This window comes from Flavobacterium notoginsengisoli, assembly GCF_014207905.1.
Lineage (GTDB): Bacteria > Bacteroidota > Bacteroidia > Flavobacteriales > Flavobacteriaceae > Flavobacterium > Flavobacterium notoginsengisoli_A.
In genome coordinates, this window is sequence record NZ_JACHLB010000008.1 from 108,714 (window position 1) to 132,821 (window position 24,108).

Consider the following 24,108-nt stretch of genomic DNA (forward strand, 5'->3'; position numbering starts at 1 on the left):
AGCTTTACAAAGCAACATGTTTTAATTCAATATCTAAAATAAGCCAAAAAACTATTTTCAAAAAAAATAAAACCGTTGTAACATATATTTCATATTTTTAGCAACAAAATTGTAAATACTATATGAAAAAAGCCCTACTACTACTCTTTTTGAGCCTTTTTTTAACAAAAATGCATGCTCAAGACTACTTCCCTGTTAATGAAAGTGTGCATAATAAAAGTAAAAATTACACTGTTTTTACTAATGCCACAATTTATGTTACTCCAACTCAAAAAATTGAAAAAGGAACTTTACTTATTCAAGACGGAAAAGTAATTGCTGTTGGAACCAATGTTACCATTCCTAAAAATAGCATCAGTATAGATCTAACAGGAAAAACTATTTATCCGTCATTTATAGATATTTATACCAATTTTGGAATTGAAACTCCAAAAAGCAATCTTCCACCGGGAAGAAACCGAAATCAAATCTACGATACTAAAAAATCTGGTTATTATTGGAATGAAAGCATCAGACCAGAAGTAAATGGTTACGAATCTTTTAAATACGATCAGCCAAAAGCAGACGAGTTATTAAAAGCAGGTTTTGGAGTTGTGGGAACTCATGTTATTGACGGAGTTGCTCAAGGAAGTGGTGTTTTGGTTGCCTTAAATAATGAGGATAAAAGCAAACAGATTATTGCTAATAAAATTTCTAATCATTTTGCGTTTACCAAAAGTGCACTGACTAGTCAAGCGTATCCAAGCTCTTTAATGGGTATGATGGCTTTATTGCGCCAAATGTATTTAGATTTAGATTGGTACAAAAAAGGAAATTCTGAAACCAAAGATTTATCATTGGAAGCATTGGCAGCCAACGAAAAATTGATTCAAATATTTGCAACAGAAGACAAACTAAACAGTTTAAGAGCTTCAAAAATCGCAAAAGAATTTGGCTTAAACTATATTCTTAAAGGAAGCGGAAACGAATTTGAAAGAATTGAAGAAATTAAAAATACGAATGCAAAATTCATTATCCCGATAAATTTCCCTGAGGCTTACGATGTTTCAAACCCTTATCTTTCTAATCAAATTGAATTGGCAGATATGCGTTTCTGGAATCAGGCTCCAACCAATTTAAAAGTATTATCAGATAACGGGGTTGTTTTTGCTTTGACAACTGATAAATTGAAAAAAATAGAAGATTTTAAACCTAATTTATTAAAAGCGATTAAATACGGTTTTGATAAAACAAAGGCTTTAGAAGCTTTAACTACTGTTCCCGCAGCTCTTTTAGGAAAAAGTAATGAAGTAGGAACTTTAAAAACAGGCAGTTTTGCCAACTTTATTATTACTTCTGGAGAAATATTTGACGAAAAGACTGTTTTATACGAAAACTGGGTTCAAGGATCGAAATTTATTGTAAATGATCTTAACGCAAAAGATATTCGAGGCAATTACGACTTAACTATTGGTAAAGACACTTACAAATGGAAAATTGACGGAACTGCTGAGGCTCAAAAATCTGATATCACAACCGCAGATTCTAAAAAAGTAAAAAGCACTTTCTCTATCGCTAAAAACTGGATTACATTAGTAATTAAGCCTGTTGATACGATCAAATCAAATTTTACTCGTTTGACAGGATTTATAGAAAACCAGCAAAATTTATCTGGCAAAGCAACTTTATCCAACGGAGAAGAATTGGTTTGGAATGCCGTAAAAACGAGTCCTTTTGTCGCTGTGAAAGATACTGCCAAAGCAGAAAAACCAAACCCTGTAATGCCTACAACGTATCCAAACGTTGCTTTTGGAGATACAAAAAAACAAACTGCTCAGACTTTATTATTTAAAAATGCGACGGTTTGGACCAATGAAAAAGAAGGTATTTTAACAGAAAGTGATGTCTTAATCAAAAATGGTAAAATCGCTGCTGTTGGTAAAAATCTTTCTGACGCAGGCGCAACTGTAATTGATGCAAAAGGAAAACATATTACAAGTGGGATTATTGATGAGCATTCTCATATCGCAATCTCAAAAGGTGTAAATGAAAGCGGACATAATTCTACTGCCGAAGTAACGATTCAAGATGTTGTAAATTCTGAAGACATTAATATTTATAGAGATTTAGCTGGAGGTGTTACAATTTCACAATTATTACATGGATCTGCAAACCCAATTGGAGGCCGTTCTGCAATTGTAAAATGGAAATGGGGTTCTTCTCCAGAAGAAATGTTATATAAAAATCAGCCAAAGTTTATCAAATTTGCTTTGGGTGAAAACGTAAAACAAGCCAATTGGGGAATAGATAATCCAACTCGTTTTCCACAAACCAGAATGGGTGTCGAGCAAGTATTTACCGATTATTTCCAACTTGCTAAAGAATATGATGAAAATTGGAAAAAATTCAATTCAGGAAATAAAAAAGGAAAAGCTCCAAGAGTAGATTTAGAATTACAGACTTTGGCCGAAATTTTAAATAAAGAACGTTTTATCACTTGTCACTCTTATATAGAATCTGAAATTTTAATGTTAATGAATGTTGCAGAAAAATTCAATTTTAGAGTAAATACTTTTACGCATATTTTGGAAGGATACAAAGTTGCAGATAAAATGAAACAACATGGCGTAGGCGCTTCGACTTTCTCAGATTGGTGGGCTTATAAATTTGAGGTAAACGATGCGATTCCTTTCAACGGGCCAATTATGCATAATGAAGGATTGGTTGTTGCCTACAATTCTGACGATGCTGAAATGTCTAGACGTTTGAACCAAGAAGCTGCAAAAGCTGTAAAATATGGTAATATTTCTGAAGAAGATGCTTGGAAATTTGTAACGCTAAATCCTGCAAAACTTTTACATATTGACGACAAAGTAGGAAGTTTGAAAGTTGGTAAAGATGCTGATGTAGTTTTATGGAGCGAAAATCCATTATCTATTTATGCTAAAGCTGAAAAAACAATTATCGAAGGTGTAGTTTATTTTGACATTGAAAAAGATGCCGAAAAACAAACTGCAATCAGCAAAGAAAGAAATGAATTGATTGGCCAAATGCTGCAAGAAAAAAATAAAGGAAACAGCACGCAACAGCCAACTAGAAAAGAGAAAAAAGAATATCACTGTGATACTCTAGAACAATGGTAGGAACTTTAGGAAATTCATAATGATTAAAAGAGAAAAGATGATACATAAAAATATATTTAAGCTGTTTTTACTAGTTTGTGCTTCGGCTCAGCTTAATGCTCAGCAGATCCCAGCTCCGAAACAATCCAAATCGGTTTTAATATTAAACGCGACGGCTCACTTAGGAAACGGGACAATTATTGAAAATAGCGCGATTGGGTTTAAAGACGGAAAATTGACATTAGTAGCCGATGCGTCGACGATAAGATTGGCCGATAACGCTTACGATACTACCATTAATGCAGCAGGAAAACACGTTTATCCAGGTTTTATTTCGCCTAATTCCACTCTTGGTTTGGTGGAAATTGATGCCGTAAAAGCTTCAAACGATGATGAAGAAATTGGCAGTTTTAATCCGAATGTGAGAAGTATTATTGCTTATAATTCTGAATCTAAAGTTGTAGAAACTGTTCGTCCGAATGGCGTTTTAATTGCACAAGTAACTCCAAGAGGTGGCAGAATATCAGGAACATCATCTATTGTGCAATTGGATGCGTGGAGCTGGCAAGATGCTATTTTGAAAGAAAATGATGGAATTCATCTGAACTTTCCATCTAGTTTTAGAAGAACTGGAAATTGGTTTGAACCTGGAATTATTGAAGCTAACAAAGATTATCCAAAGCAATCAGAAGAAATTAATTCTTTTTTCGTCAACGCAAAAACATATAACCAAGCAGTTTCTAAAGAAAGAAATATTGTACTTGAAGCCACAAAAGGTTTGTTTGACGGGACGATTACATTATATATTCATGCAGATGAAGAAAAACAGATTGTGGATGCAATACAATTAGCAGCAGATAATGGTATTAAGAAAATTGTAATTGTTGGCGGTTTTGAAGCTTATAAAGCGGCATCGACTCTACAGAAATACAATGTTGGTGTTTTATTAAGACGTGTTCACGATATGCCGACGAGCGCAGACCAAGATGTTAACTTACCTTATAAAATGGCTAAAATATTAACTGATAAAGGTATTCTAGTAGGTTTAGAAAACAGCGGTGATAACGAACGTATGGGCGCTAGAAATCTTCCGTTTCTCGCTGGAACTTGTGCCGCTTTTGGTTTAGACAAAGAAAAAGCAGTTCAATTAATTACATCAAACACCGCTAAACTATTAGGAATTGATGCTATCTGCGGTACTTTAGAAACAGGTAAAGACGCTACTTTATTTATTTCTGAAGGTGATGCGCTAGATATGAGAACAAACAAACTCTCTACAGCATTTATTCAAGGAAGAAATATCAATTTAGAAACTTTTCAAGTTAAGCTTAGCAATAAATTCAAAGCAAAATACAACCAGAAATAGTCTCAAAACTTCAATTTAAAAATGGCATCAGACGTTTATTCGTTTGATGTCATTTTCTTTTAGAAAAACAATTGTTTTTAGAAAATCACAAAGAATACTGCAATAAATATTCAAAAACACCTAATTATTACCTTAAATAAAGGCTCAAAAGTGGCAAAAAACACAAACCGACTCCATTTTCGATTAAGAAATTGTAAATTTTAAGTCATTTTTAACACATACACTCAAAACTGAGGGGGTTAAAATGAAAAATTAACAAAAATTAAACAGCAGACTATATTTTTTTAGGGGGTATCAAATCATTTTATACTTTTATCAAAAATTTTAAAACTAAATAACTATGCGAAAAATTATTTTAAGTGTGATTCTTATCACGATTTTAGTACTAACCTTTATTTCAAACTTTATCATTGCAGATAACCCAATTCCAGCAGAAGCTGTAAAGTTTGATACAGGAGACACCGCTTGGATGATCGTTGCAACTGCATTTGTATTGTTAATGACACCTGGATTAGGTTTCTTTTACGGAGGTATGGTAGGTAAGAAGAACGTAATTAGTACTATGCTACAAAGTTTTATGGCAATGGTAATTGTTACAATTTTATGGGTTGTTGTTGCTTTCGGATTAGCTTTTGGACCAACTATTGGAGGTATTATTGGTAATCCATCTACTAATTTATTCTTTGAAGGTGTTGGAACAAACACTGCTTGGAGCCTTGCACCAACGATTCCTTTTATGTTATTCGCATTATTTCAGGCAAAATTCGCTATCATTACTCCTGCGTTAATCACTGGAGCATTTGCAGAACGTATCCGTTTCTGGGCGTATTTGTTATTTATGGTTTTATTCATCATTTTAATATATACTCCGCTAGCTCACATGACTTGGCATCCTGATGGAGTTTTCTTCAAAATGGGAGTTCTTGACTTCGCTGGAGGAACTGTAGTACACATGAGTGCTGGATGGGCTGCATTGGCTGGAGCTATTTTCTTAGGAAAAAGAAAAGTACAAAAAGCTAACCCTGCTAGAATTACTTATGTATTATTAGGAACAGGTTTACTTTGGTTCGGATGGTTTGGTTTCAACGCTGGTTCTGCTTTAGGAGCTAATGGTCTTGCAACTCAAGCTTTAGGAACAACTACTGTTGCTGCTGCCGCTGCTGCTATGGCATGGGTTTTCCTTGACAAAATCTTAGGACACAAATTATCTGCTCTTGGAGCTTGTATCGGAGCTGTTGTAGGTCTTGTTGCTATTACACCTGCTGCTGGTTTCGTAAGTATTTCTCATGCAATCTTTATCGGTTTATTCTCTGCAATTGTTAGTAATATCGTTGTGAGCAAATTCCCTAAAGGAAAAATTGATGATGCATTAGACGTATTTGCTTGTCACGGTGTTGGTGGTATGGTAGGTATGTTGTTAACTGGTGTTTTTGCTTCAAAAGCTATTAACCCAGCAGTTGGAGACAATCAAGGTTTAATCTTCGGAACTCCAACATTGTTCATCAACCAATTAACTGCTTTAGTTGTGGTTTCTATCTTTGCTTTTGTTGCTTCTTATGTTTTATTCTTCATCGTTAATAAAATTACTCCTCTAAGAGTTACTGAAGAAAAAGAAGAATTAGGATTAGACATCTCTCAACACGGAGAATTCTTATAAGAAATTAATTTTCACTTTCGCTTGATAAATAAAAGGGGCTGTCTTTATAAGAACAGCCCTTTTTTTATAATATAGTTATGAAAATATAAAGCACATCGCAAAAAATGTCGCTCCGCTGGAGCTTTTTAAACTCGTATTAATTATTAAACTCCTCTGGAGTTTCTCTAATAACAGAAATGAGTTTTTAAAGCTTGCATAAAAAAACGCCCTAAAATTAATTAGAGCGCTTTTGTTTGAATTAATTTCAACCCCCAAGAAAATATATTATATCATTTAGAATAAAGATTTTAAAACCAGTAATTCTTAATTCTTAATTCTTAATTCTTAATTCTTAATTCTTAATTCTTAATTCTTAATTCTTAATTCTTAATTCTTAATTCTTAATTCTTAATTCTTTTTATTTAAAATTAGAAATCCCTTCTTTTAGCCATTTTAAATATTCGTCAGCACTTACATAACTAATAGTTGGTTTAGAAGTGTTCAAATTATTTCCTTCCAAATCTGTAATTACGTATAAAGGCTGTGTATTCGTTTTATATTTTGAAATCATAAAGTCTGTCCATTTATCGCCAGTCGTAATGATTTTGTCACCTGAAGCTGTTGTAAATTGCTCTTCTTTTGGTAATTCACGTTTATCATCAACATAAAGAGAAATCAAAACGACATCATTTTTTAGAATCGGTAAAATCGCTGGCTCAGACCAAACGTTGTTTTCCATTTTTCTACAATTTACACAAGCATAACCTGTAAAATCAAGCATAATTGGCTTCTTAATTTCTTTCGCGTAAGCCAAACCATCTTCATAATCGTGGAAAACCATAATTCCATGCGGACCTAATTCTGCTCCTTTTGGAAGACCTTTTCCTGCTTCTGAAGAAACAGCTCCGTTTCCAGATCCTCCAACTCCAAATGGACTTTCACTATATGTTGGAGGCGGCGGGAATGCACTAATTAATTTTAAAGGCGCTCCCCATAAACCAGGAATTAAATACATTGTAAACACCAAAGTTAATAAACCTAAATAAAGTCTTCCAACAGAAATATGATGCGTAGGACTATCATGAGGCAATGTTATTTTTCCAAATAAATACAAAGTCATAGCCGCAAAAATAGCAATCCAGATTGCGATAAACACTTCTCTTTCTAAAAAGTGAAGCTGTAAAACTAAATCGGCATTCGATAAAAATTTAAAAGCAAATGCTAATTCTAAAAATCCTAAAACAACTTTTACCGTATTTAACCAGCCTCCAGATTTTGGCAATGAATTCAACCAGCCTGGAAACATAGCAAACAACATAAACGGAAGCGCCAATGCAGTAGAAAACCCTAACATTCCAACAGCTGGAGCAATACCTCCATTTGTTGCAGCTTCAACCAGAATTGTTCCTACAATTGGCCCAGTACATGAAAAAGAGACAATTGCCAATGCCAATGCCATAAATAATATACCGATAATTCCACCTTTATCAGCTTGTTCGTCTGCTTTATTTGCCCATGAATTTGGAAGCATAATTTCGAATGCGCCTAAAAATGAAGTAGCAAAAACAACCAAAATCACAAAGAAAATAAGATTAAACCAAACATCTGTAGACAAAGCATTTAAAGCATCTGCACCAAATATTTTAGTAACAATTAACCCTAGACCAACATAAATTACAATAATAGAAACACCATAAATAATGGCATTTCTTATTCCTGCAGCTCGCGTTTTGCTTTGTTTTGTAAAGAAGCTTACTGTCATCGGAATCATTGGGAAAACACAAGGTGTTAATAATGCAGTAAATCCAAATAAGAAGGCTACAAAAAAGATAGACCACAAACTTCTAGATGATGCAGCAGCGGGAATTTCTTCTTTTGCTACTGTTGCAGTTTTCTCAACTTTAGCTTGAGTTGGTTCTTCTTTTTTAACCGTATCTACTGCAATACCTTCTACTTTTGTTTCGTCAGCTTTTGCTTCTGCAACAACAGGAACTTCCTCTATTTTAAAAGTTGAAGGAACGGCGATTGAAAACTTTTTACTTGAGTTGATACAAACTTCTTTACAAACTTGAAAATCAAAGTCTACATCGACTGTTTTTAAGTTTGGATTTATAATTTTAATCTCTTGTTCGATATGTGCTTTTCCTTCAAAGAAAGTTTCATTTACTTCAAAAACATCGTTATAAGCTGTCCTTGTTTTTCCTTCTTTTGCTTTTCCAATCAGCTCATAATTTCCTTTTTGATTCTTAAAAGAAATTTCTAACGCCAATGGTCCGCCTTCTGGCGTAAACTGCGAATACATATGCCAATCTTTTTCGATAACGGCATCAAAAATTAAAACGGCATTACTTCCTTTTTTTTCAATTTTAGAAGTCCATTTTACTGGTTCTAAAATTTGTGCATTTCCTTTTGCAAAAGCAAAGAAAAACAAGAAAAGTAACAGTAATTTAGTCCAAATATTTCTTGACAAACTTGTCTGAGGATTTTGAGTAAAGTTCATTATTGTAATTCTATTTTATATATTTTATTTGTGGCTTTTTCTATTTTAAAACGTTCATCTTGCCTAATTCCAGCGACCCAAACAATTTGATCGTCCGAACACAAAATCCATGTTTTTTCTTTTTCTATTAATGATAGTTTTTCGTCTTTAAAAAGTTTGCTTACTTTTTTTGACTTTCCATGCATTCCAAATGGCTGAAAACTATCACCTTCTTTCCATTTACGCAATAGCAAAGGAAAACGGATTTTATCAGCGTCGACAAATATAACTCTATTTGAATCATAAGTTGTGTGACCTACGTTACAAAGACTTATTTTTAAGGGAAAATTAACTTCTGTATCGTTTTCATTGATCTGATATTCTTCCTTTTCTGGCGTTTCAGAAAACGGACTTAAAATTAAAGTTTCTCTGTTTTTCAACAATCTAAACTCTTCAGCAAATACTTGTTTTCCAGATTGCCCTTCAACCAAATCGTAAATATCATTCCAAGCCGAAAAACCAAATTCATTTAACCATTGATATAAATAAGACTTGTAATTGGGAAGTTTTTTTAATTGATTTAAATCGAAATGAATATCTTCTCCAACTTCTTTCGCTACTTGCTGATAAATCATAATCGAAGCATCTTCAACCATTTCTTTTGATTCTTGAAGAAAAGATTGCGTTTTTCTAAAAGCATCAATAAAATTCGGATTGATTTCTTTTAAAACCGGAACCAAATTATGGCGAATTTTATTTCTCAAATATTTTGTCGAAGCATTGCTGCTATCTTCTCTCCAATCTATTTTATTTTCTTCTGCATATTTCAGAATTTCTTCTCTCGAAAAAGGCAGAAGCGGACGAATAATTTTATCGTTTTGTTCTGGAATTCCCGTTAAACCTTCTAAACCAGTTCCGCGAGTTAAATTGATAATGAAAGTTTCCAGATTATCATCGGCATGATGAGCGGTTAAAATATAATCGAAGTTTTTTTCTTCTAAAAGCTCGTAAAACCAATTATATCGAAGTTCTCTTGCTGCTACTTGAGTAGACAATTTAAAATCTTTAGCGAAAGCTTCAGTGTCAAAATGAGTAGAAAAAACAGGAATATTATTTTGGCCGCAATAATTCTGAACAAAATCTTGATCTCCAAAACTTTCCAATCCTCGAAGTTGAAAATTACAGTGCAAAACCGCAATTTCATAAGGTAATTGATGAAGCAAATGAAGCAAAACCATACTATCAATTCCACCGCTAACAGCCAGAAAAAGTTTTTTTTCTGCTAAGAAAGGAAATCTAGAAACGATATGATTTTGAAATTTTGAAAACATTTTATAAAAGTAAAAAATTAAATCCGATCTATTTTTAAACGAAATGTTAAGCATCTTTTTTCGCCACGAATTCACGAATTATCTCTGCGAAACAGATTAAAATAAATTCGTGGCTCGAACGATAGCGAACAGGCGAAGCAAATTCGTGGCAAAAAAGAAATTATCTCAAAACTTCGTGCATTGCTTTGGCTTTCAACAAACATTCTTCGTATTCTTTTTCTGGAATTGAAAGCGCTGTAATGGCGCTTCCAACCGAAAAAGAAACATATTTATTTTCCTGATTGTACAAAATACTTCTAATTACGACATTAAAATCAAAATCTCCATCGGGTGTAAAATAACCAATTGCGCCGCTGTATAAGCCTCTTTTCGTTTCTTCCAAATTCTCCACAATTTCCATTACAGAAATCTTCGGTGCGCCCGTCATACTTCCCATCGGAAAAGTTGTTTTCAAAACATCTACAGCAGAATATTGAGGATCTAATTTTGAAGTTACTGTCGAAATCATTTGATGGACCTGCAAAAACGAATATATAGCGCAAAGCTCTTCAACTTCTACAGAGCCTTTTTGTGCGGTATGCGACAAATCATTTCGAACTAAATCAGTTATCATGATATTTTCTGCACGTTCTTTTTCGTCAGAAAGCAAATAGGCTTTCGATTTTTCATCTTCAACAGGATCAGCAAATCGTTTTGAAGTTCCTTTTATTGGCTGTGAAATAATTTTATCTCCAACTTTTGTCAAATAACGCTCTGGCGATGCAGAAAGCAGATATTGTTTGTTATTTTTAAAGAAAACTGTGAATGGCGCTTGCGAAATCTCGTTCAGTTTCTGAAATTTCTCTAACGGATTTATAACCGCATTTTCTGCATAGAATTCCATACAGAAATTGGCCTCATACATATCACCAACGTGAATATGCTCAAGCATTTTATTCACTTTTTGAATATACAATTCTTTAGAAATTCGTTGTTCAATTTCTAAAGATTGATGACTTTCGACTTTTGACTTTCGACTTTCGACTATTGTATTAAAATCTTCTTCAACTTCATCATCACACATCATTAAATATTGGATTTCAAGTTGATTCCCTTTCAAAATAAAAATCTTTTTAGGTTGAAAGAAAAACAAATCAGGAAAATTTAAACCGTCAAAATTATTAGAATTAAGCTTTTCGATATCATTTTTCAAATCGTAAGAAAGATATCCAAAAAGCCAATCTTTTGTATTTTGCTGATACTGTTTTAAATCTTCAAAAGCATTGTAATAATCTGTTTTTAAAGAAGTAAAAGCATCTACAGCCAATACACAGTCAAAGTTGGAATAGTGTTGCGGATATGAATTGCTATCTAAAAAAATGACTTCGCGAAACTGTTGCGCCCAACTTAAAAGCTGCTCTCTAAACAGTTTTGGATTGGCAATATTTTTATGAATGGAAACTCTCAAAAATGGTAATTTTAAACGTCAAAATTACGACAAAATTTTTGGATAAGATGATCCCATAAAAATTATTAAAACTGTTAAAAACTCAACTGTTTAATAAGAAAAAATTCGTTATATTTGATATACAATTAGTTTAATCCCAAAATTGATTTAATTTGATTGTAGAATTCTCAAAAACAGTCTCGGAAATTTGAATTATTTTCCTCATTAGAATCTGTAGAATTGCATCTTTTCCAATAGCTTAATTATATTTTTTAACCTTAAAAAATCCTAAGTATTATGAAAATTGCCACAATTATTGTCCGCGTTTTAGTTGGTCTTTTGTTACTTTTTGCTTCTATCAGTTACTTTTTTCATTTAATGCCAGAGCCTGAAACTACAGGAAATTTCAAAGCTTTTAATGTTGGTTTAATGGCTTCAACTTATTTAATGCCTTTAGCAAAATCTATTGAGTTGCTTTGCGGAATTGCATTTGTAACTGGGCGTTATGTAACTTTAGCAAATATTTTGATCTTACCGATTACGGTAAACATCTTGTTCATCAATTATTTTCTTGCCCCAGAAGGACTGCCGATTGCAATTTTATTATTTCTGGCAAACTTATTCTTGATTTACAGATATTGGAATAATTACAAAAGTGTATTTACAGCATAATTTATTTTCAATTTAGAAATAAAAAACCCGATAGTTTTATAACTATCGGGTTTTTCTTTAATTCATTTTATCGTGTTTTACCCAAACTAAATCGGTTACATTATAACCGATTTCCTGAGCTTTAATCAGAAAATCTGCTTTGACACTTTCTGGAATTGTTTTCTCTCTAGAAAGTATCCACATATACTTTAAGCTTTCACCGGCAACAAGCGCGTACTTATAATCAGCATCGATTGCTACGACATTATAACCAGAATAAAAAGGACCAAAAAATGAGACCTTAAGCATACCAATATTGTCTTTTTTGACAAATTTAGCTTTCCCGATACTTTCCTCCCATTTGTCTTTTCTGACATTATAGCCCTTATTATCGACTTTTATAGTTTTATCTTCGTTTAAAGAATATTCTGCTGTTACGTTATTCAAATCTCTTTCCCATTTGTAATCCAATCTAGCGATTTCATACCATTTTCCGAGATATTTTTTGCTGTCAAAGTTTGTTACAGCTTTTGCTTTATCTGGAATTCCTCCTCCGCATGAGTATAGCGCGATTCCGATTCCTGCTCCAATCAAAACTGGAACTATATATCTACTTTTCATAATACTATCTTTTTAATTATCATAAAGATAGCTCCTGAAATACTAATCTAATTTACAAAATTATTTTGAATGTTTACATATTTTTCTCCAATAAAAAAAAACAAAAAATAGAAAAAGAAAACATAACAATGTTCGTACTAAAAATTATATTTGACAAACCGATTCACAACTTATCAATGAAAACAAACCTATTTTTAATTCTTTTCTTTTTAACCCTATTTTCCAGATCTCAAACGGTAAAGTCTGTAGATTCGTTAAATATTGAAATATGCAAAGCGTTAGTTCAAAATAAAAATTTAAATAATGAGATCAGAGTCAATACGATTACCAACTCTTACATCATTCCATACATGAAAAAATTTGGAGATTCAATTACTCGCCAAAAAGCTTTCGAATTGATATTCTTTAGATTACAAAAGAACTGCAACGAATTTGTAGCTCTTTTTCCGCAATCAAAAGAAGCTGATGGGTGGGCAATACAATATGAAAAACCTGTAGAAAAAACTACAAAAGAACAATGTAATCAGCTCACTAAAAATTCAAAATATCATTATTTTGAAAATGATGGAAATAAAGTAGAAGTCACTTTATCTAATAATACATGGACAGAAAAATTTAGTGATAATACTACTTCAAAATTACATTTTAAACAAAAAGGCAATTGTGAGTTTGAATTAGAATTTATTGAAAGTGATAATATCTCCCGAAAAAATATGAGCATTAAAGGCGATAAATATCTTTATAAAATTTATGACGAAGATGCTGAGTGTTACAGAGTTTATTTAAAAAACAAAGAGACTTATTATACTTTTAAACTGTTGAAACAATAAAAAAACCGTCAGATTAAATCTGACGGTTTTTTTTAATGTTCTCTACGTAAAATTATACGTGTAAAGCTCTATTTTCAGTAGCTGCTAATGCTGCTTCTTTTACCGCTTCCGCGAAAGTTGGATGTGCGTGGCTCATTCTAGAAATATCTTCAGCAGACGCTTTGAATTCCATTGCAGTAACCGCTTCAGCAATTAAATCTGCTGTACGTGCACCAATCATGTGAACTCCTAAAACCTCATCTGTTTTTTCATCAGCAAGGATTTTTACAAATCCGTCTAAGTCAGCACTTGCTCTTGCACGTCCTAAAGCTTTGAATGGGAAACTTCCTGATTTGTATTTTACTCCAGCAGCTTTCAATTGCTCTTCAGTTTGTCCAACTGCAGCAACCTCTGGCCAAGTATAAACAACACCAGGAATTAAATTGTAATCGATATGTGGTTTTTGACCTGCTAAAATTTCAGCAACCATTACTCCTTCTTCCTCTGCTTTGTGCGCTAACATTGCTCCACGAACAACGTCACCAATTGCATAGATATTAGGAACGCTAGTTTGTAAATGATCGTTTACTTCAACTTGTCCTCTATCAGAAATTTTAACTCCTGCTTTGTCAGCGTTTAATCCGTCTGTGTAAGGACGACGACCAACAGAAACTAATGAATAATCTCCTTCAAGAGTGATAGTTTCTCCTTTTGCGTTTTCAGCCTGAACAGTAACAGCATCACCGTTTCTTTCAACTGATTTTACTTTGTGAGAAACGTAGAATTTCATTCCTTGTTTTTTCAATACTTTCGTCAATTCTTTAGAAAGAGCTCCGTCCATTCCAGGAATGATTCTGTCCATGAATTCCACTACAGAAACCTGAGCTCCAAGACGTAAGTAAACTTGTCCAAGCTCGATTCCGATAACTCCACCACCAATAATTACTAAGTGCTTTGGAACTTCTTTTAAAGCTAAAGCTTCAGTAGAAGTGATGATTCTTTCTTTATCGATTTTGATGAATGGTAAAGAAGATGGTTTTGAACCTGTAGCAATTACAGTATATTTTGCTTCGATAGTCTCTGATGTTCCATCAGCTTTTGCAACAGCAATGTGAGTTGCATCTACAAACGAACCTAAACCATTGAAAACAGTAATTTTATTTTTATCCATTAAATAATTGATTCCGCCTACAGTTTGATCAACTACAGCTTGTTTGCGGGCAATCATTTTCTCTAAATTGATTTTTACATCTCCAGAAACTTCGATTCCGTGATCTGCGAAATGAGCGATTTCTGAATAATGGTGTGAAGATGATAATAATGCTTTTGAAGGAATACAACCTACGTTAAGGCAAGTTCCACCTAATGAATTATATTTTTCTACAATTGCAGTTTTGAAACCTAATTGTGCGCAACGAATTGCTGATACATATCCTCCAGGACCTGAACCTATAATGACTACGTCAAATGAACTCATAGTATTTTGTTTTTATTTTAGCGGTTACAAAATTAAGGAATAAAGTTCTGTTTAAAGTTTAATTTTCAATGTTTTTTGCGTGAAATTTTGGGTTGGGGTTTTACCGCTAAGAGCGCTAAGATTTACGCAAAGGTTCGCTAAGATTTGTTTCTATTGGGCTGAAGATTTGCTCGCAAAGACGCTAAGGCACAAAGTATTTAATAATGATGAGTTTCGCACTATTTGTCATTTCCACGAAGGAGAAATCTCCGCAAGAAGCTCGACAAAGATTGGTGATTCTCTTTGCGGAGTTACTTGTGGAGATTTCTCCTTCGTCGAAATGACATAAAATTGTGTGAAAAAATTAAGCATATAATAAAAAACCTTAGAACCTCAGCAACTTAGAACCTTAAAAAGAAATCACCGTAGAATTCTTCACTTCACTGATCATAAACATACTTTGCGTACTTCCGATATGCTGTAACGAAGTAAGTTTAGTTACCAAAAATTCTCTATACGCTTCCATATCTTTTACTAAGACTTTTAAGATATAATCATAATCGCCGCTTACGTGATGGCATTCTAAAACTTCATTAAGTTTTATGACTTCGCTTTCGAATTTAGTTAAGAATTCTTTAGTGTGCTGAATGAGTTTTAAATGACAAAAAACCACAAATCCTTTTTCGATTTTAGATTTATCGACCAATGCGACGTAGTTTTTTATTATGCCTTCGCGTTCCAGCTTTTTGATTCGTTCGTAAACTGCTGTTACAGAAAGATCAAGTTTTAGTGATAATTCTTTTGTTGTTTTTTTACTGTCAGTTTGTAATAAAACCAAGAGTTTTTTATCTGTAGCATCTAAAGTCATTTTTGTTGGTTTTAAGAAATGAATTAAAATCTATTTTTTTGATTTTATTCATTCAAATTTAGATTAAAAATCATTACAAATGTATTTTAATAGTTTTAAAATCTGATTTAAAAACTACTTGTTGATTTTTTTTCTAAATCAATCTTACTTTGAATAATATTTCTTTTGAAAACGAGTGCCCTAGCCCTGATAGAAGCGGCATCCTTTTATGGTGGGGTTCACCATAAAAGATACAGCGGATAGCAGGAAATAGCTCCTAATCCCTACAATAAGAACTTGAAACTTGAAACAAATAAAAACTTGAAACTAACTAAATATGAAAAACTTCAACCCAGCAGATAACATTCAGGATTTGCAATACTTTGGTGAATTTGGCGGTGTGAATCCGTCAATTTCTGATTCTTCGACTTATACTTTTCTTTCGGCTAAAACTATGTTTGACACTTTTGAAGGAAATATGGAAGGCTGTTATTTGTATTCGCGCCATTCGTCTCCGAGTAATTTATATTTGGATCAGGCTTTGGCGGCGATGGAAGGAACGGAAACTGCAAACGTTTCGGCTTCGGGAATGGGAGCGATTACGCCTACTCTATTGCAATTGTGCGGCGCGGGCGATCACATTGTTTCAAGCCGAACGATTTATGGCGGAACTTACGCTTTCTTGAAAAATTTCACACCGAGATTCGGAATTGAAACGAGCTTTGTGGATATTACTAAACTTGATGTTGTTGAAGCTTCTATCACTCCTAAAACGAAAGTTTTGTATTGCGAAACGGTCAGTAATCCGTTATTAGAAGTTGCTGACATTTCCGGTTTAGCGAAAATTGCTAAAAAGCATAATTTGAAATTGGTTGTTGATAATACATTTTCACCATTATCGGTTTCTCCGGCAAAATTGGGTGCTGATATTGTGATTCATAGCTTGACGAAATACATTAACGGAAGCAGCGATACAGTTGGCGGTGTTACGTGCGCTTCAAAAGAATTTATCAATTCGCTGAAAAATGTAAATTCGGGTGCGAGTATGCTTTTAGGGCCAACAATGGACAGTTTGCGTTCAGCTTCAGTAATGAAAAACCTTAGAACGCTTCATATCCGAATTAAACAACACAGCCATAATGCACACTATTTGGCTGATCAATTTGAAAAAGATGGTTTAAAAACAGTTTATCCGGGATTGAAAAGTCATCCAAGTCATGAATTGTACAAAACGATGATTAATCCTGAATATGGTTTTGGCGGAATGCTGACAATCGACGTTGGTTCTTTGGAAAAAGCGAATGAATTAATGGAATTGATGCAAGAAAGAAATCTTGGTTATCTGGCAGTAAGTTTAGGTTTTTACAAAACGTTATTCAGCGCTCCAGGAACTTCGACTTCTAGTGAGATTCCGTTGGAAGAACAAAAAGAAATGGGGTTAACCGATGGTTTGATTCGTTTTTCTATCGGTTTGGATAATGATATTGAGCGTACTTACGAAATGATGAAAGCTTGTATGGCAGAAGTTGGAGTTTTGAAATTGAAAATGCAACACGCTTCTCAAATTTAACTTCTTTTTTGTCATTTCGACGTAAGGAGAAATGACAAAAAACTGAAAAAAGCCGTTTTGAAATAATTTTCAGAACGGCTTTTCATATATAACTTTTTACATCTAACTTATAACTTCGGTATTCAGTTTACTGTTTTTTCGGCTGTAGCCAAAATAAATCAGAAGTCCAATTATTAACCAAACCGTGAAATAAATCCAATTCCAAACGCTTAATTCTGCCATCATATAAAGACAACAAATCAATCCTAAAAGTGGAATTAGCGAAAGATTTTTTCTGAATGCCCACACCGCTAATCCAACTAAAACGAATAAGAAAATCCACATTGGAATTTTGTGTTTGAATAAACTAAATCCTGACTCATATTTATCAGAATCTGCGATTGGCAATCCTTTTACAACTTCTGCATATTTTGTTTCGTCGTCTTGGTATTGTCCTAACAAATGCTCTAAATCTGATGTTTCAGCTGTTTTATTATTCACTTCGATACTCTCTAAATACTTGAAAACTTTTTCAGATTCTTCTTTATTTAGAGATGTTACAATTGAAGTCGCATCGTAAATCTGTGGTTCATTATTGATAAATTCCATTGTAGCTTTGTTGTTGAAAGCAAAAGCATAATACAATCCCGCAATCATTAATACTGGTAAAATGAATTTTGAATTTACATAAGGTGTTTTGAATTTTCCTCTTGGAATTTCTGGTTTGTTTTGCAATACCAAAACTCCTGCACAAACTAAAACAAAGGCAAATAAAGTTCCGATACTGCATAAATCGGTTACCATTGTTAAATTCAAGAATAAAGCCGGAACCGCAACCACAAAACCTGTCACAATAGTTGCAAAAGATGGTGTTTTGAATTTTGGGTGAACAGTTGAGAATTTCTTTGGCAGTAAACCATCACGGCTCATACTCATCCAGATTCTTGGTTGTCCCATTTGAAAAACCAGTAAAACACTTGCCATTGCTACTACAGCACTCACGGCAATAATTCCTGACATCCATTTTAAATCTAATTTATCGAATACAAATGCCAAAGGATCTCCAACATTTAATTCGTGATATTTTACCATTCCCGTTAAAACTAAAGCAATAGCAATGTATAAAATAGTACAGATAATAATCGCCCACATCATACCCCGTGGTAAATCTCTCTGAGGATTTTTACATTCTTCGGCAGTTGTAGAAATCGCATCAAAACCAATGTAAGCAAAGAATACTGCTGAAACTCCTTTTAAAACTCCTCCAACTCCATTTGGAGCAAAAGGATTCCAATTTGCTGTATCTACATAAAATACACCAACTGCGATTACCAGAAGAACTACACAAAGTTTAACCACAACCATTAAGTTACTCGCGTTACGAGATTCTTTCATTCCTCTGTAAACTAAAGCTGTAATCAAAATAATGATAAACAAAGCTGGTAAATCAGTAACAAAATGGAAAGATCCAATTGTTGGCGCTGTTGTCCAAGCTGTGTGCGCTTGTTGCAATGCAGTACTTAAATTTTCGAAAGATTTTCCGCCTCGCATTAAAGCTTCGGCATCTTTAAATCCGTTTGAAGCGGTTAGGTAATCCATTTGAATCCATTGCGGTAAATGAATACCACCACTCTGGAGCAGTCCCGTAAAATAATCACTCCACGATATGGCAACCGTTATATTTCCTACGGCATATTCCATAATTAATGCCCAACCAATAATCCAGGCAATTAATTCTCCAAAAGCTACATACGAATAGGTATAAGCACTTCCTGAAACCGGAACCATCGAAGCAAATTCCGCGTAAGCGAAAGCAGCAAAACTACAAGCCAAAGCTGTAAATAAGAATAAAAAGATTACAGCTGGACCACCATCTGCACTGGCTTTTCCAATCGTACTGAAAATTCCTGCTCCCACAATAGCCGCTATACCGAAAGCTGTTAAATCTCTGGTCGTCAAATGCTTTCCTAATGCATTATGACCGTCTGTTTCATTCTGAGCAACTTGCTTCAGAATATCCTGCACTGTTTTCTTTCGGAATAAACTTGAAAATGCCATATATGTTTTGCTGTTATAAAATTAATTTAATTCAGTCGTTTTTGTTTTATTTTGCAAATAATGCAAATTTAATCGTTAAATCAAATATATAAAACGTGATTTTTTTTCCGCCACGAATTCACGAATTATTTTTTCTAATGCATTTTTTTTATCTGGGGCGATTTTCTAACGCAGATTTGGCAGATTGAACAGATTTATTTAAAAAAAAATTGCACAAATCTTTCAATACAATATAGATTTGCTCAATCTGCCAAATCTGCGTGAAATAAAATCTTTGCGAACTTTGCGCAATTCTTTGTGTTCTTTGCGGTTAAATTGAAACTACAAATGTAACATTTCTCAAAAGGAGCTTACTAATTAAGTAGTATTTAATTTTTAAAGAATCATTTTATGGAAAAAATTTCAAGACGTTCTTTTGTAAACAAATTTGGACTGGGCGTTGGAGCTTCGGTTGTAATGACTTCGCTTCCTTCTTTTATCACCCAGACAGAAAAAACACAAATTCCTTACACTGGAAAAAAATTAAATATTGCTTTATGCGGCTTAGGAAACTACGCCTCTCTTTTGGCCGAAGGACTTCAGGTTTCTGAATATTGCCAACTTGCGGGAATCGTTACCGGAACACCTTCTAAAGCCGAAACATGGAAGAAAAAGTATAATATTCCTGAAAAGAACATTTACAACTACGAAAATTTCGATACAATCATAAAAAACAAAGATATTGACTTAGTTTATGTTGTAACTCCAAATGCGCTTCATAAAGAGTTTACTGTTCGTGCTGCAAAAGCTGGAAAACATGTTATTGTAGAAAAACCTATGGCGATTACTGCCGAAGATTGCGAAGAAATGATTAAAGTCTGCAACGAAAATAATGTACAATTGGCAATGGGTTATCGTCTGCATTACGAACCAAATCATTTAGAAATAAAACGATTGGGACAAGAAAAAGTTATGGGACAAGTTCGTTACATTGAAACTGGTTTAGGTTATAGTACTTATGATGTTCGTGACATAAATAAACCTGTAGATCTAAACGCCCGCAATGAATGGAGACAGAATAAAAAATTGGCTGGCGGCGGTTGTTTGATTAATTTAGGAATTTATTGTATTCAGGTTTCACGCTATGTTTTAGGCGAAGAACCAATCGCGGTTACAGCACAATTTGGACATGTAAATTACAAAAACAAATTTTCTCAAGTTGAAGAAAACATTACTTGGCAAATGGAATTTCCGAGTGGTGCTGTTGCAAATTGCAGCAGTTCGTGTGGTTTTGGAATTGACAGATTTTATGCTGCTGCAGATGAAGGTTTCTTCGAAATGAGTCCTGCTGTAAGCTACGGCCCTTTTATAGGCAAAAGATCTGACGGAAAGCCGTTTAATTTTCCGGTTATCAATCAACAGCAAACCCAAATGGATGAGATTTCTAAGGTCATTTTAGCAAATCAAAAACTTCCTAATCATATTACTGGGGAAGAAGGTATTAAAGATGTTAGAATCATAAATGCTATTTATGAGGCTGCCAAAACTGGAAAGAAAGTAAGCTTGAAATAGTTTTATTTTTCACGCAGATTTAAAATGATTTGAACAGATAAAAGCAGATTTTGTTTATTTAAATCTAAAATAAAATCTGCTCAAATCTGCAAAATCTGCGTGAAACAAAACTCTTTTCGGTTAAATTATTTCAAGCAATTTCTCAAAATACTAACAGGATGCTGCGCTTCACGTTTTGTTCCATCATAAATTTGATGACGACAGCTCGTTCCTGCAGCGGCGATTTTTACATTTTCAGCCGTATTTCTCACTTTTGGAAATAAAGTATCTTCTCCCATTTGCATACTCACCTGATAATGCTCTTTTTCATAACCAAAAGAACCCGCCATTCCGCAACAACCTGAGTTGTAAATTGTAACTGTATTATTTTTAGGAAGATTCAGCATAGCAAAAGTCGCTTCAACAGAACTCAACGATTTTTGATGGCAATGTCCGTGAATTTTAATTTCTTTGGTTTCTTCAGAGAAAGAATCTGGCGTAATTTTTCCGTCGATGATTTCTTTTTTGAAGAATTCTTCGATGGTGAAAGCATTTCGAGATAGTTTTTCTGCAGCATCTTTATCATCAGCTAAACGAAGATATTCATCCCTGAAAGTTAAAATTGCTGAAGGCTCAATTCCAATCAAAGGAGCATTAGCTAAAATCAAATCTTTAAAAACATTTACGTTATGATTCGCGATTTTCTTCGCTTCTTCCAAAAATCCTTTTGAAAGATAGGTTCTTCCACTTTCTTCGTGATCGATAACCAAAACCTGATAACCTAATTTCGTCAATAATTCGAAAGCATCGATTCCAATATTTACATCATAATAATTCGTAAATTCATCTACAAACAAATACAATTTCCCATTTGGAAAATCTGATGTTGCAGGTTTATTATTTTGATACCATTTTCTAAAAGTCTTTTTCGCTAAAAGCGGAACTTGTCTTTCTGGAGCAATTCCCATAGATTTTTTGACCAACGACTGATTCGAAATAAAATTCGTAATCGTCGGGAATTTGCTTCCCATTTTATTCAATTTGGCGTTGTTCGCGAAAATCTTGTTTCGGGTTGAGAATCCGTTGGCTTTTTGATATTGGTATAAAAATTCTGCTTTTAAAGTAGCTACGTCAACATTACTCGGACATTCACTTGCGCAGGCTTTACAGCTTACACATAACTCAAAAACTTCGTATAATTCTTTCTGGTCAAATTTGTTTTCTTTTTCAGAATAGGTCAAATACTCACGTAAAGCATTTGCACGAGCACGAGTTGTTTCTTTTTCATTTCGCGTCGCACGATAACTCGGACACATTGCTCCTCCTGCCGATGGCATTTTTCTACAGTCTCCAGAACCGTTGCATTTTTCAGCCGCACGCAAAATTCCTAAACTGTCTGAGAAATCTTGGAAAGTTTTAATATCCGGTTCTACTCTTCCTGAAATTACACGATGATTTTCGTCCATTTTCAAAGCGTTGACAATCTTTCCGATATTTAAAACCGAATTTGGATCAAAAGCTAATTTTAATCTTTTCAGCAATTCGTAGTTTTTATCGCCAATCATAAACGGAATAAATTCTCCGCGCACAATTCCGTCACCATGTTCACCACTCAACGAACCTCTGTATTTTTTTACCAAATGCGCTACTTCTGTCGCAATGGTTCTGAATAATTTTAAATCGGATGTTTTCTTCAAATTCAAAACAGGACGAAGGTGCAATTCTCCCGCTCCGGCATGAGCGTAATAAATCGCTTCCTGTCCGTGGCTTAACATCATTGCCGAAAATTCTGCGATATATGCTGGTAAATCGCTTAATTCTACTGCTGTATCTTCGATAGAATCGGCTGCTTTGTCATCGCCTACAATACTTCCTAAAAGACCTAAACCGGCTTTTCTAAGTTCGTTGGCTTTATCAATATCTGGTCCGAATAATTTAACGCTGGCGTATCCAAAATTATGTTTCTCTAAATCTGCAATTAAAGCGTTTGCTTGATTTTCGGCATCTTCTAAAGTATGAGAAGCAACTTCAAACAACATAATTGCTTTAGGTTCTCCAACTAAAAAGAAACGGTTTTTAATGTGTTCACGATTTGTTTTAGTACAATCCAAAATCGTGTCGTCAATCATTTCGCAAGTGTACAAATGATGTTTCATCGCCACAACCACAGACTCCAAAGATTCCTGAATCGTATGATAATGCGCCACAACCATAATATTATGTGCAGGCGGTAAATCGTCAACTTTTAAAGTGACTTCAGTTGTAAAAGCCAAAGTTCCTTCACTTCCGCAAAGTAATTTTCCTAGATTGACTGTCGGTTCTGTTCCACCAAATAATTCTGATTGTAGCAGAATATCAACAGCGTAACCTGTATTTCGTCTGTGAATTTCTGGTTTTGGAAATTCTTTTATAATTTCTTCCTGATTTTCTTTTACTGAAAGTTCGTCGTAAACGCTTTTGTAGATTTTATTTTCTAAAGAATCACCTTTTGTTTTTTCAATAAATTCAGCAGAAGTCAGTTCGCCAAAAGCCACTTCGGTTCCGTCACTTAAAATCGTTTTTACCTCAACAATTTTATCACGAGTTACACCATAACGAATCGAAGTTGTTCCTGAGGAATTATTTCCCACCATTCCACCAATCATCGCTCGGTTTGAAGTCGAAGTAATTGGGGCGAAGAAAACATTATAAGGTTTTAGATACAAATTCAATTCATCGCGAATCACACCTGGCTGAACAGTTACCGTTTTCTTCTCCGCGTTATAAGCCAATATTTTGGTAAAATGTTTCGAAACATCAATCACCAATCCGTCACCAACTGCCTGACCTGCTAACGAAGTTCCTGCTGTTCTTGGCGTAACCGAAATATTATGTTTTGCGGCAAAGCGAATTAACTTACTGATGTCTGCCGTTGTTTTCGGCAACGCCACAGCATTTGGCCTAATTCTGTACACCGATGCATCAGTAGAATAAAGTGTTTTATGAAGATCATCATATAAAAGTGTTCCTTCTAATGATTCGGATAACTGCTGTAACTCTTGGTTTGACATTATATTCTAATTTGTTGTCTAAAACTGATTTTATTTCTTTTTGCTGAGATTACAAAATTACTGTAATTTCAATAGTTATGATTCTTTTTTTGCAACAGATTTAAAGGATTATTTTTTATTTCACACAGATTTAAAAAGATTTAAGCAGATATTGCAGATTCTTTTTTTATCTAAAATAAATCTGCCGAAATCTGCTGA

At 33.9% G+C, this 24,108-nt stretch carries 15 protein-coding genes; 7 read left to right on the forward strand and 8 right to left on the reverse strand.

Annotated features, from left to right (window positions below; all coding sequences use genetic code 11):
* Positions 1-122 precede the first annotated feature (122 nt).
* The 3 genes from HNP35_RS21050 (at position 123) to HNP35_RS21060 (ending at position 6,124) form a co-directional block, all read left to right on the forward strand.
* Positions 123-3,122: an amidohydrolase family protein gene (locus HNP35_RS21050; RefSeq protein ID WP_184166904.1), complete on the forward strand. Its 3,000-nt coding sequence runs from the start codon at positions 123-125 to the stop codon at positions 3,120-3,122.
* Between the two features lie 37 nt (positions 3,123-3,159).
* On the forward strand, positions 3,160-4,467 hold the full coding sequence (locus HNP35_RS21055) for an amidohydrolase family protein (protein WP_184166918.1): 1,308 nt from the start codon (positions 3,160-3,162) through the stop codon (positions 4,465-4,467).
* Between the two features lie 340 nt (positions 4,468-4,807).
* The gene (locus HNP35_RS21060; RefSeq protein ID WP_184166921.1) at positions 4,808-6,124 is read left to right on the forward strand and encodes an ammonium transporter; all 1,317 of its coding nucleotides are present in this window, start codon (positions 4,808-4,810) and stop codon (positions 6,122-6,124) included.
* A gap of 397 nt (positions 6,125-6,521) precedes the next feature.
* Here the strand turns inward: HNP35_RS21060 and HNP35_RS21065 are convergent, their stop codons facing one another.
* The 3 genes from HNP35_RS21065 to HNP35_RS21075 form a co-directional block, all read right to left on the reverse strand.
* Positions 6,522-8,603 carry a protein-disulfide reductase DsbD family protein gene (locus tag HNP35_RS21065; RefSeq protein ID WP_184166924.1) on the reverse strand — a complete coding sequence of 694 codons (2,082 nt, stop codon included), beginning with the start codon at positions 8,601-8,603 and terminating at the stop codon, positions 6,522-6,524.
* Positions 8,603-9,913, reverse strand: a complete 1,311-nt coding sequence (tilS, locus tag HNP35_RS21070) for a tRNA lysidine(34) synthetase TilS (RefSeq protein ID WP_184166940.1) — start codon at positions 9,911-9,913, stop codon at positions 8,603-8,605. The genes HNP35_RS21065 and tilS overlap by 1 nt, the downstream gene beginning before the upstream one ends.
* A 160-nt stretch (positions 9,914-10,073) precedes the next feature.
* Positions 10,074-11,360, reverse strand: coding sequence for an anthranilate synthase component I family protein (locus HNP35_RS21075; protein WP_184166943.1), 1,287 nt, complete (start codon positions 11,358-11,360; stop codon positions 10,074-10,076).
* 276 nt (positions 11,361-11,636) lie between these two features.
* Here HNP35_RS21075 and HNP35_RS21080 point away from each other — a divergent pair, with 276 nt between their 5' ends.
* Positions 11,637-12,011 (forward strand): DoxX family membrane protein, encoded by a 375-nt coding sequence (locus tag HNP35_RS21080; RefSeq protein WP_184166946.1) that lies wholly within the window; start codon positions 11,637-11,639, stop codon positions 12,009-12,011.
* Between the two features lie 57 nt (positions 12,012-12,068).
* On the opposite strand, the gene HNP35_RS21085 is transcribed toward HNP35_RS21080, so the two are convergent.
* On the reverse strand, positions 12,069-12,611 hold the full coding sequence (locus HNP35_RS21085) for a lipocalin family protein (RefSeq protein ID WP_184166949.1): 543 nt from the start codon (positions 12,609-12,611) through the stop codon (positions 12,069-12,071).
* 176 nt (positions 12,612-12,787) lie between these two features.
* Between HNP35_RS21085 and HNP35_RS21090 the strand changes: the two genes are divergently transcribed.
* On the forward strand, positions 12,788-13,441 hold the full coding sequence (locus tag HNP35_RS21090) for a hypothetical protein (protein ID WP_184166952.1): 654 nt from the start codon (positions 12,788-12,790) through the stop codon (positions 13,439-13,441).
* 52 nt (positions 13,442-13,493) lie between these two features.
* On the opposite strand, the gene lpdA is transcribed toward HNP35_RS21090, so the two are convergent.
* A complete protein-coding gene (gene lpdA / locus HNP35_RS21095) occupies positions 13,494-14,897 on the reverse strand; it encodes a dihydrolipoyl dehydrogenase (protein ID WP_184166955.1) in 1,404 nt (467 codons plus the stop codon).
* A 388-nt stretch (positions 14,898-15,285) separates the two neighbouring features.
* Positions 15,286-15,744, reverse strand: a complete 459-nt coding sequence (locus HNP35_RS21100) for an Lrp/AsnC family transcriptional regulator (RefSeq protein ID WP_012024199.1) — start codon at positions 15,742-15,744, stop codon at positions 15,286-15,288.
* 316 nt (positions 15,745-16,060) lie between these two features.
* Between HNP35_RS21100 and HNP35_RS21105 the strand changes: the two genes are divergently transcribed.
* On the forward strand, positions 16,061-17,293 hold the full coding sequence (locus HNP35_RS21105; protein ID WP_184166959.1) for an aminotransferase class I/II-fold pyridoxal phosphate-dependent enzyme: 1,233 nt from the start codon (positions 16,061-16,063) through the stop codon (positions 17,291-17,293).
* A gap of 102 nt (positions 17,294-17,395) precedes the next feature.
* On the opposite strand, the gene HNP35_RS21110 is transcribed toward HNP35_RS21105, so the two are convergent.
* Entirely contained in the window at positions 17,396-19,330 is a 1,935-nt protein-coding gene (locus HNP35_RS21110; RefSeq protein ID WP_184166962.1) for an amino acid permease, read from the reverse strand.
* 390 nt (positions 19,331-19,720) lie between these two features.
* Between HNP35_RS21110 and HNP35_RS21115 the strand changes: the two genes are divergently transcribed.
* Entirely contained in the window at positions 19,721-20,881 is a 1,161-nt protein-coding gene (locus HNP35_RS21115; protein ID WP_184166965.1) for a Gfo/Idh/MocA family protein, read from the forward strand.
* Positions 20,882-21,006: 125 nt separating this feature from the next.
* Here the strand turns inward: HNP35_RS21115 and HNP35_RS21120 are convergent, their stop codons facing one another.
* Positions 21,007-23,910: an FAD-binding and (Fe-S)-binding domain-containing protein gene (locus tag HNP35_RS21120; protein ID WP_221433485.1), complete on the reverse strand. Its 2,904-nt coding sequence runs from the start codon at positions 23,908-23,910 to the stop codon at positions 21,007-21,009.
* Positions 23,911-24,108: the final 198 nt, after the last annotated feature.

Bases quoted from the DNA above. Each gene is read 5' to 3' on its own strand.
- HNP35_RS21080 (WP_184166946.1), top strand. From the start codon at position 11,637: ATGAAAATTGCCACAATTATTGTCCGCGTTTTAGTTGGTCTTTTGTTA.
- HNP35_RS21055 (WP_184166918.1), top strand. From the start codon at position 3,160: ATGATACATAAAAATATATTTAAGCTGTTTTTACTAGTTTGTGCTTCG.
- tilS (WP_184166940.1), bottom strand. From the start codon at position 9,913: ATGTTTTCAAAATTTCAAAATCATATCGTTTCTAGATTTCCTTTCTTA.
- HNP35_RS21100 (WP_012024199.1), bottom strand. From the start codon at position 15,744: ATGACTTTAGATGCTACAGATAAAAAACTCTTGGTTTTATTACAAACT.
- HNP35_RS21110 (WP_184166962.1), bottom strand. From the start codon at position 19,330: ATGGCATTTTCAAGTTTATTCCGAAAGAAAACAGTGCAGGATATTCTG.
- lpdA (WP_184166955.1), bottom strand. From the start codon at position 14,897: ATGAGTTCATTTGACGTAGTCATTATAGGTTCAGGTCCTGGAGGATAT.
- HNP35_RS21050 (WP_184166904.1), top strand. From the start codon at position 123: ATGAAAAAAGCCCTACTACTACTCTTTTTGAGCCTTTTTTTAACAAAA.
- HNP35_RS21115 (WP_184166965.1), top strand. From the start codon at position 19,721: ATGGAAAAAATTTCAAGACGTTCTTTTGTAAACAAATTTGGACTGGGC.
- HNP35_RS21085 (WP_184166949.1), bottom strand. From the start codon at position 12,611: ATGAAAAGTAGATATATAGTTCCAGTTTTGATTGGAGCAGGAATCGGA.
- HNP35_RS21060 (WP_184166921.1), top strand. From the start codon at position 4,808: ATGCGAAAAATTATTTTAAGTGTGATTCTTATCACGATTTTAGTACTA.
- HNP35_RS21105 (WP_184166959.1), top strand. From the start codon at position 16,061: ATGAAAAACTTCAACCCAGCAGATAACATTCAGGATTTGCAATACTTT.
- HNP35_RS21090 (WP_184166952.1), top strand. From the start codon at position 12,788: ATGAAAACAAACCTATTTTTAATTCTTTTCTTTTTAACCCTATTTTCC.
- HNP35_RS21065 (WP_184166924.1), bottom strand. From the start codon at position 8,603: ATGAACTTTACTCAAAATCCTCAGACAAGTTTGTCAAGAAATATTTGG.
- HNP35_RS21120 (WP_221433485.1), bottom strand. From the start codon at position 23,910: ATGTCAAACCAAGAGTTACAGCAGTTATCCGAATCATTAGAAGGAACA.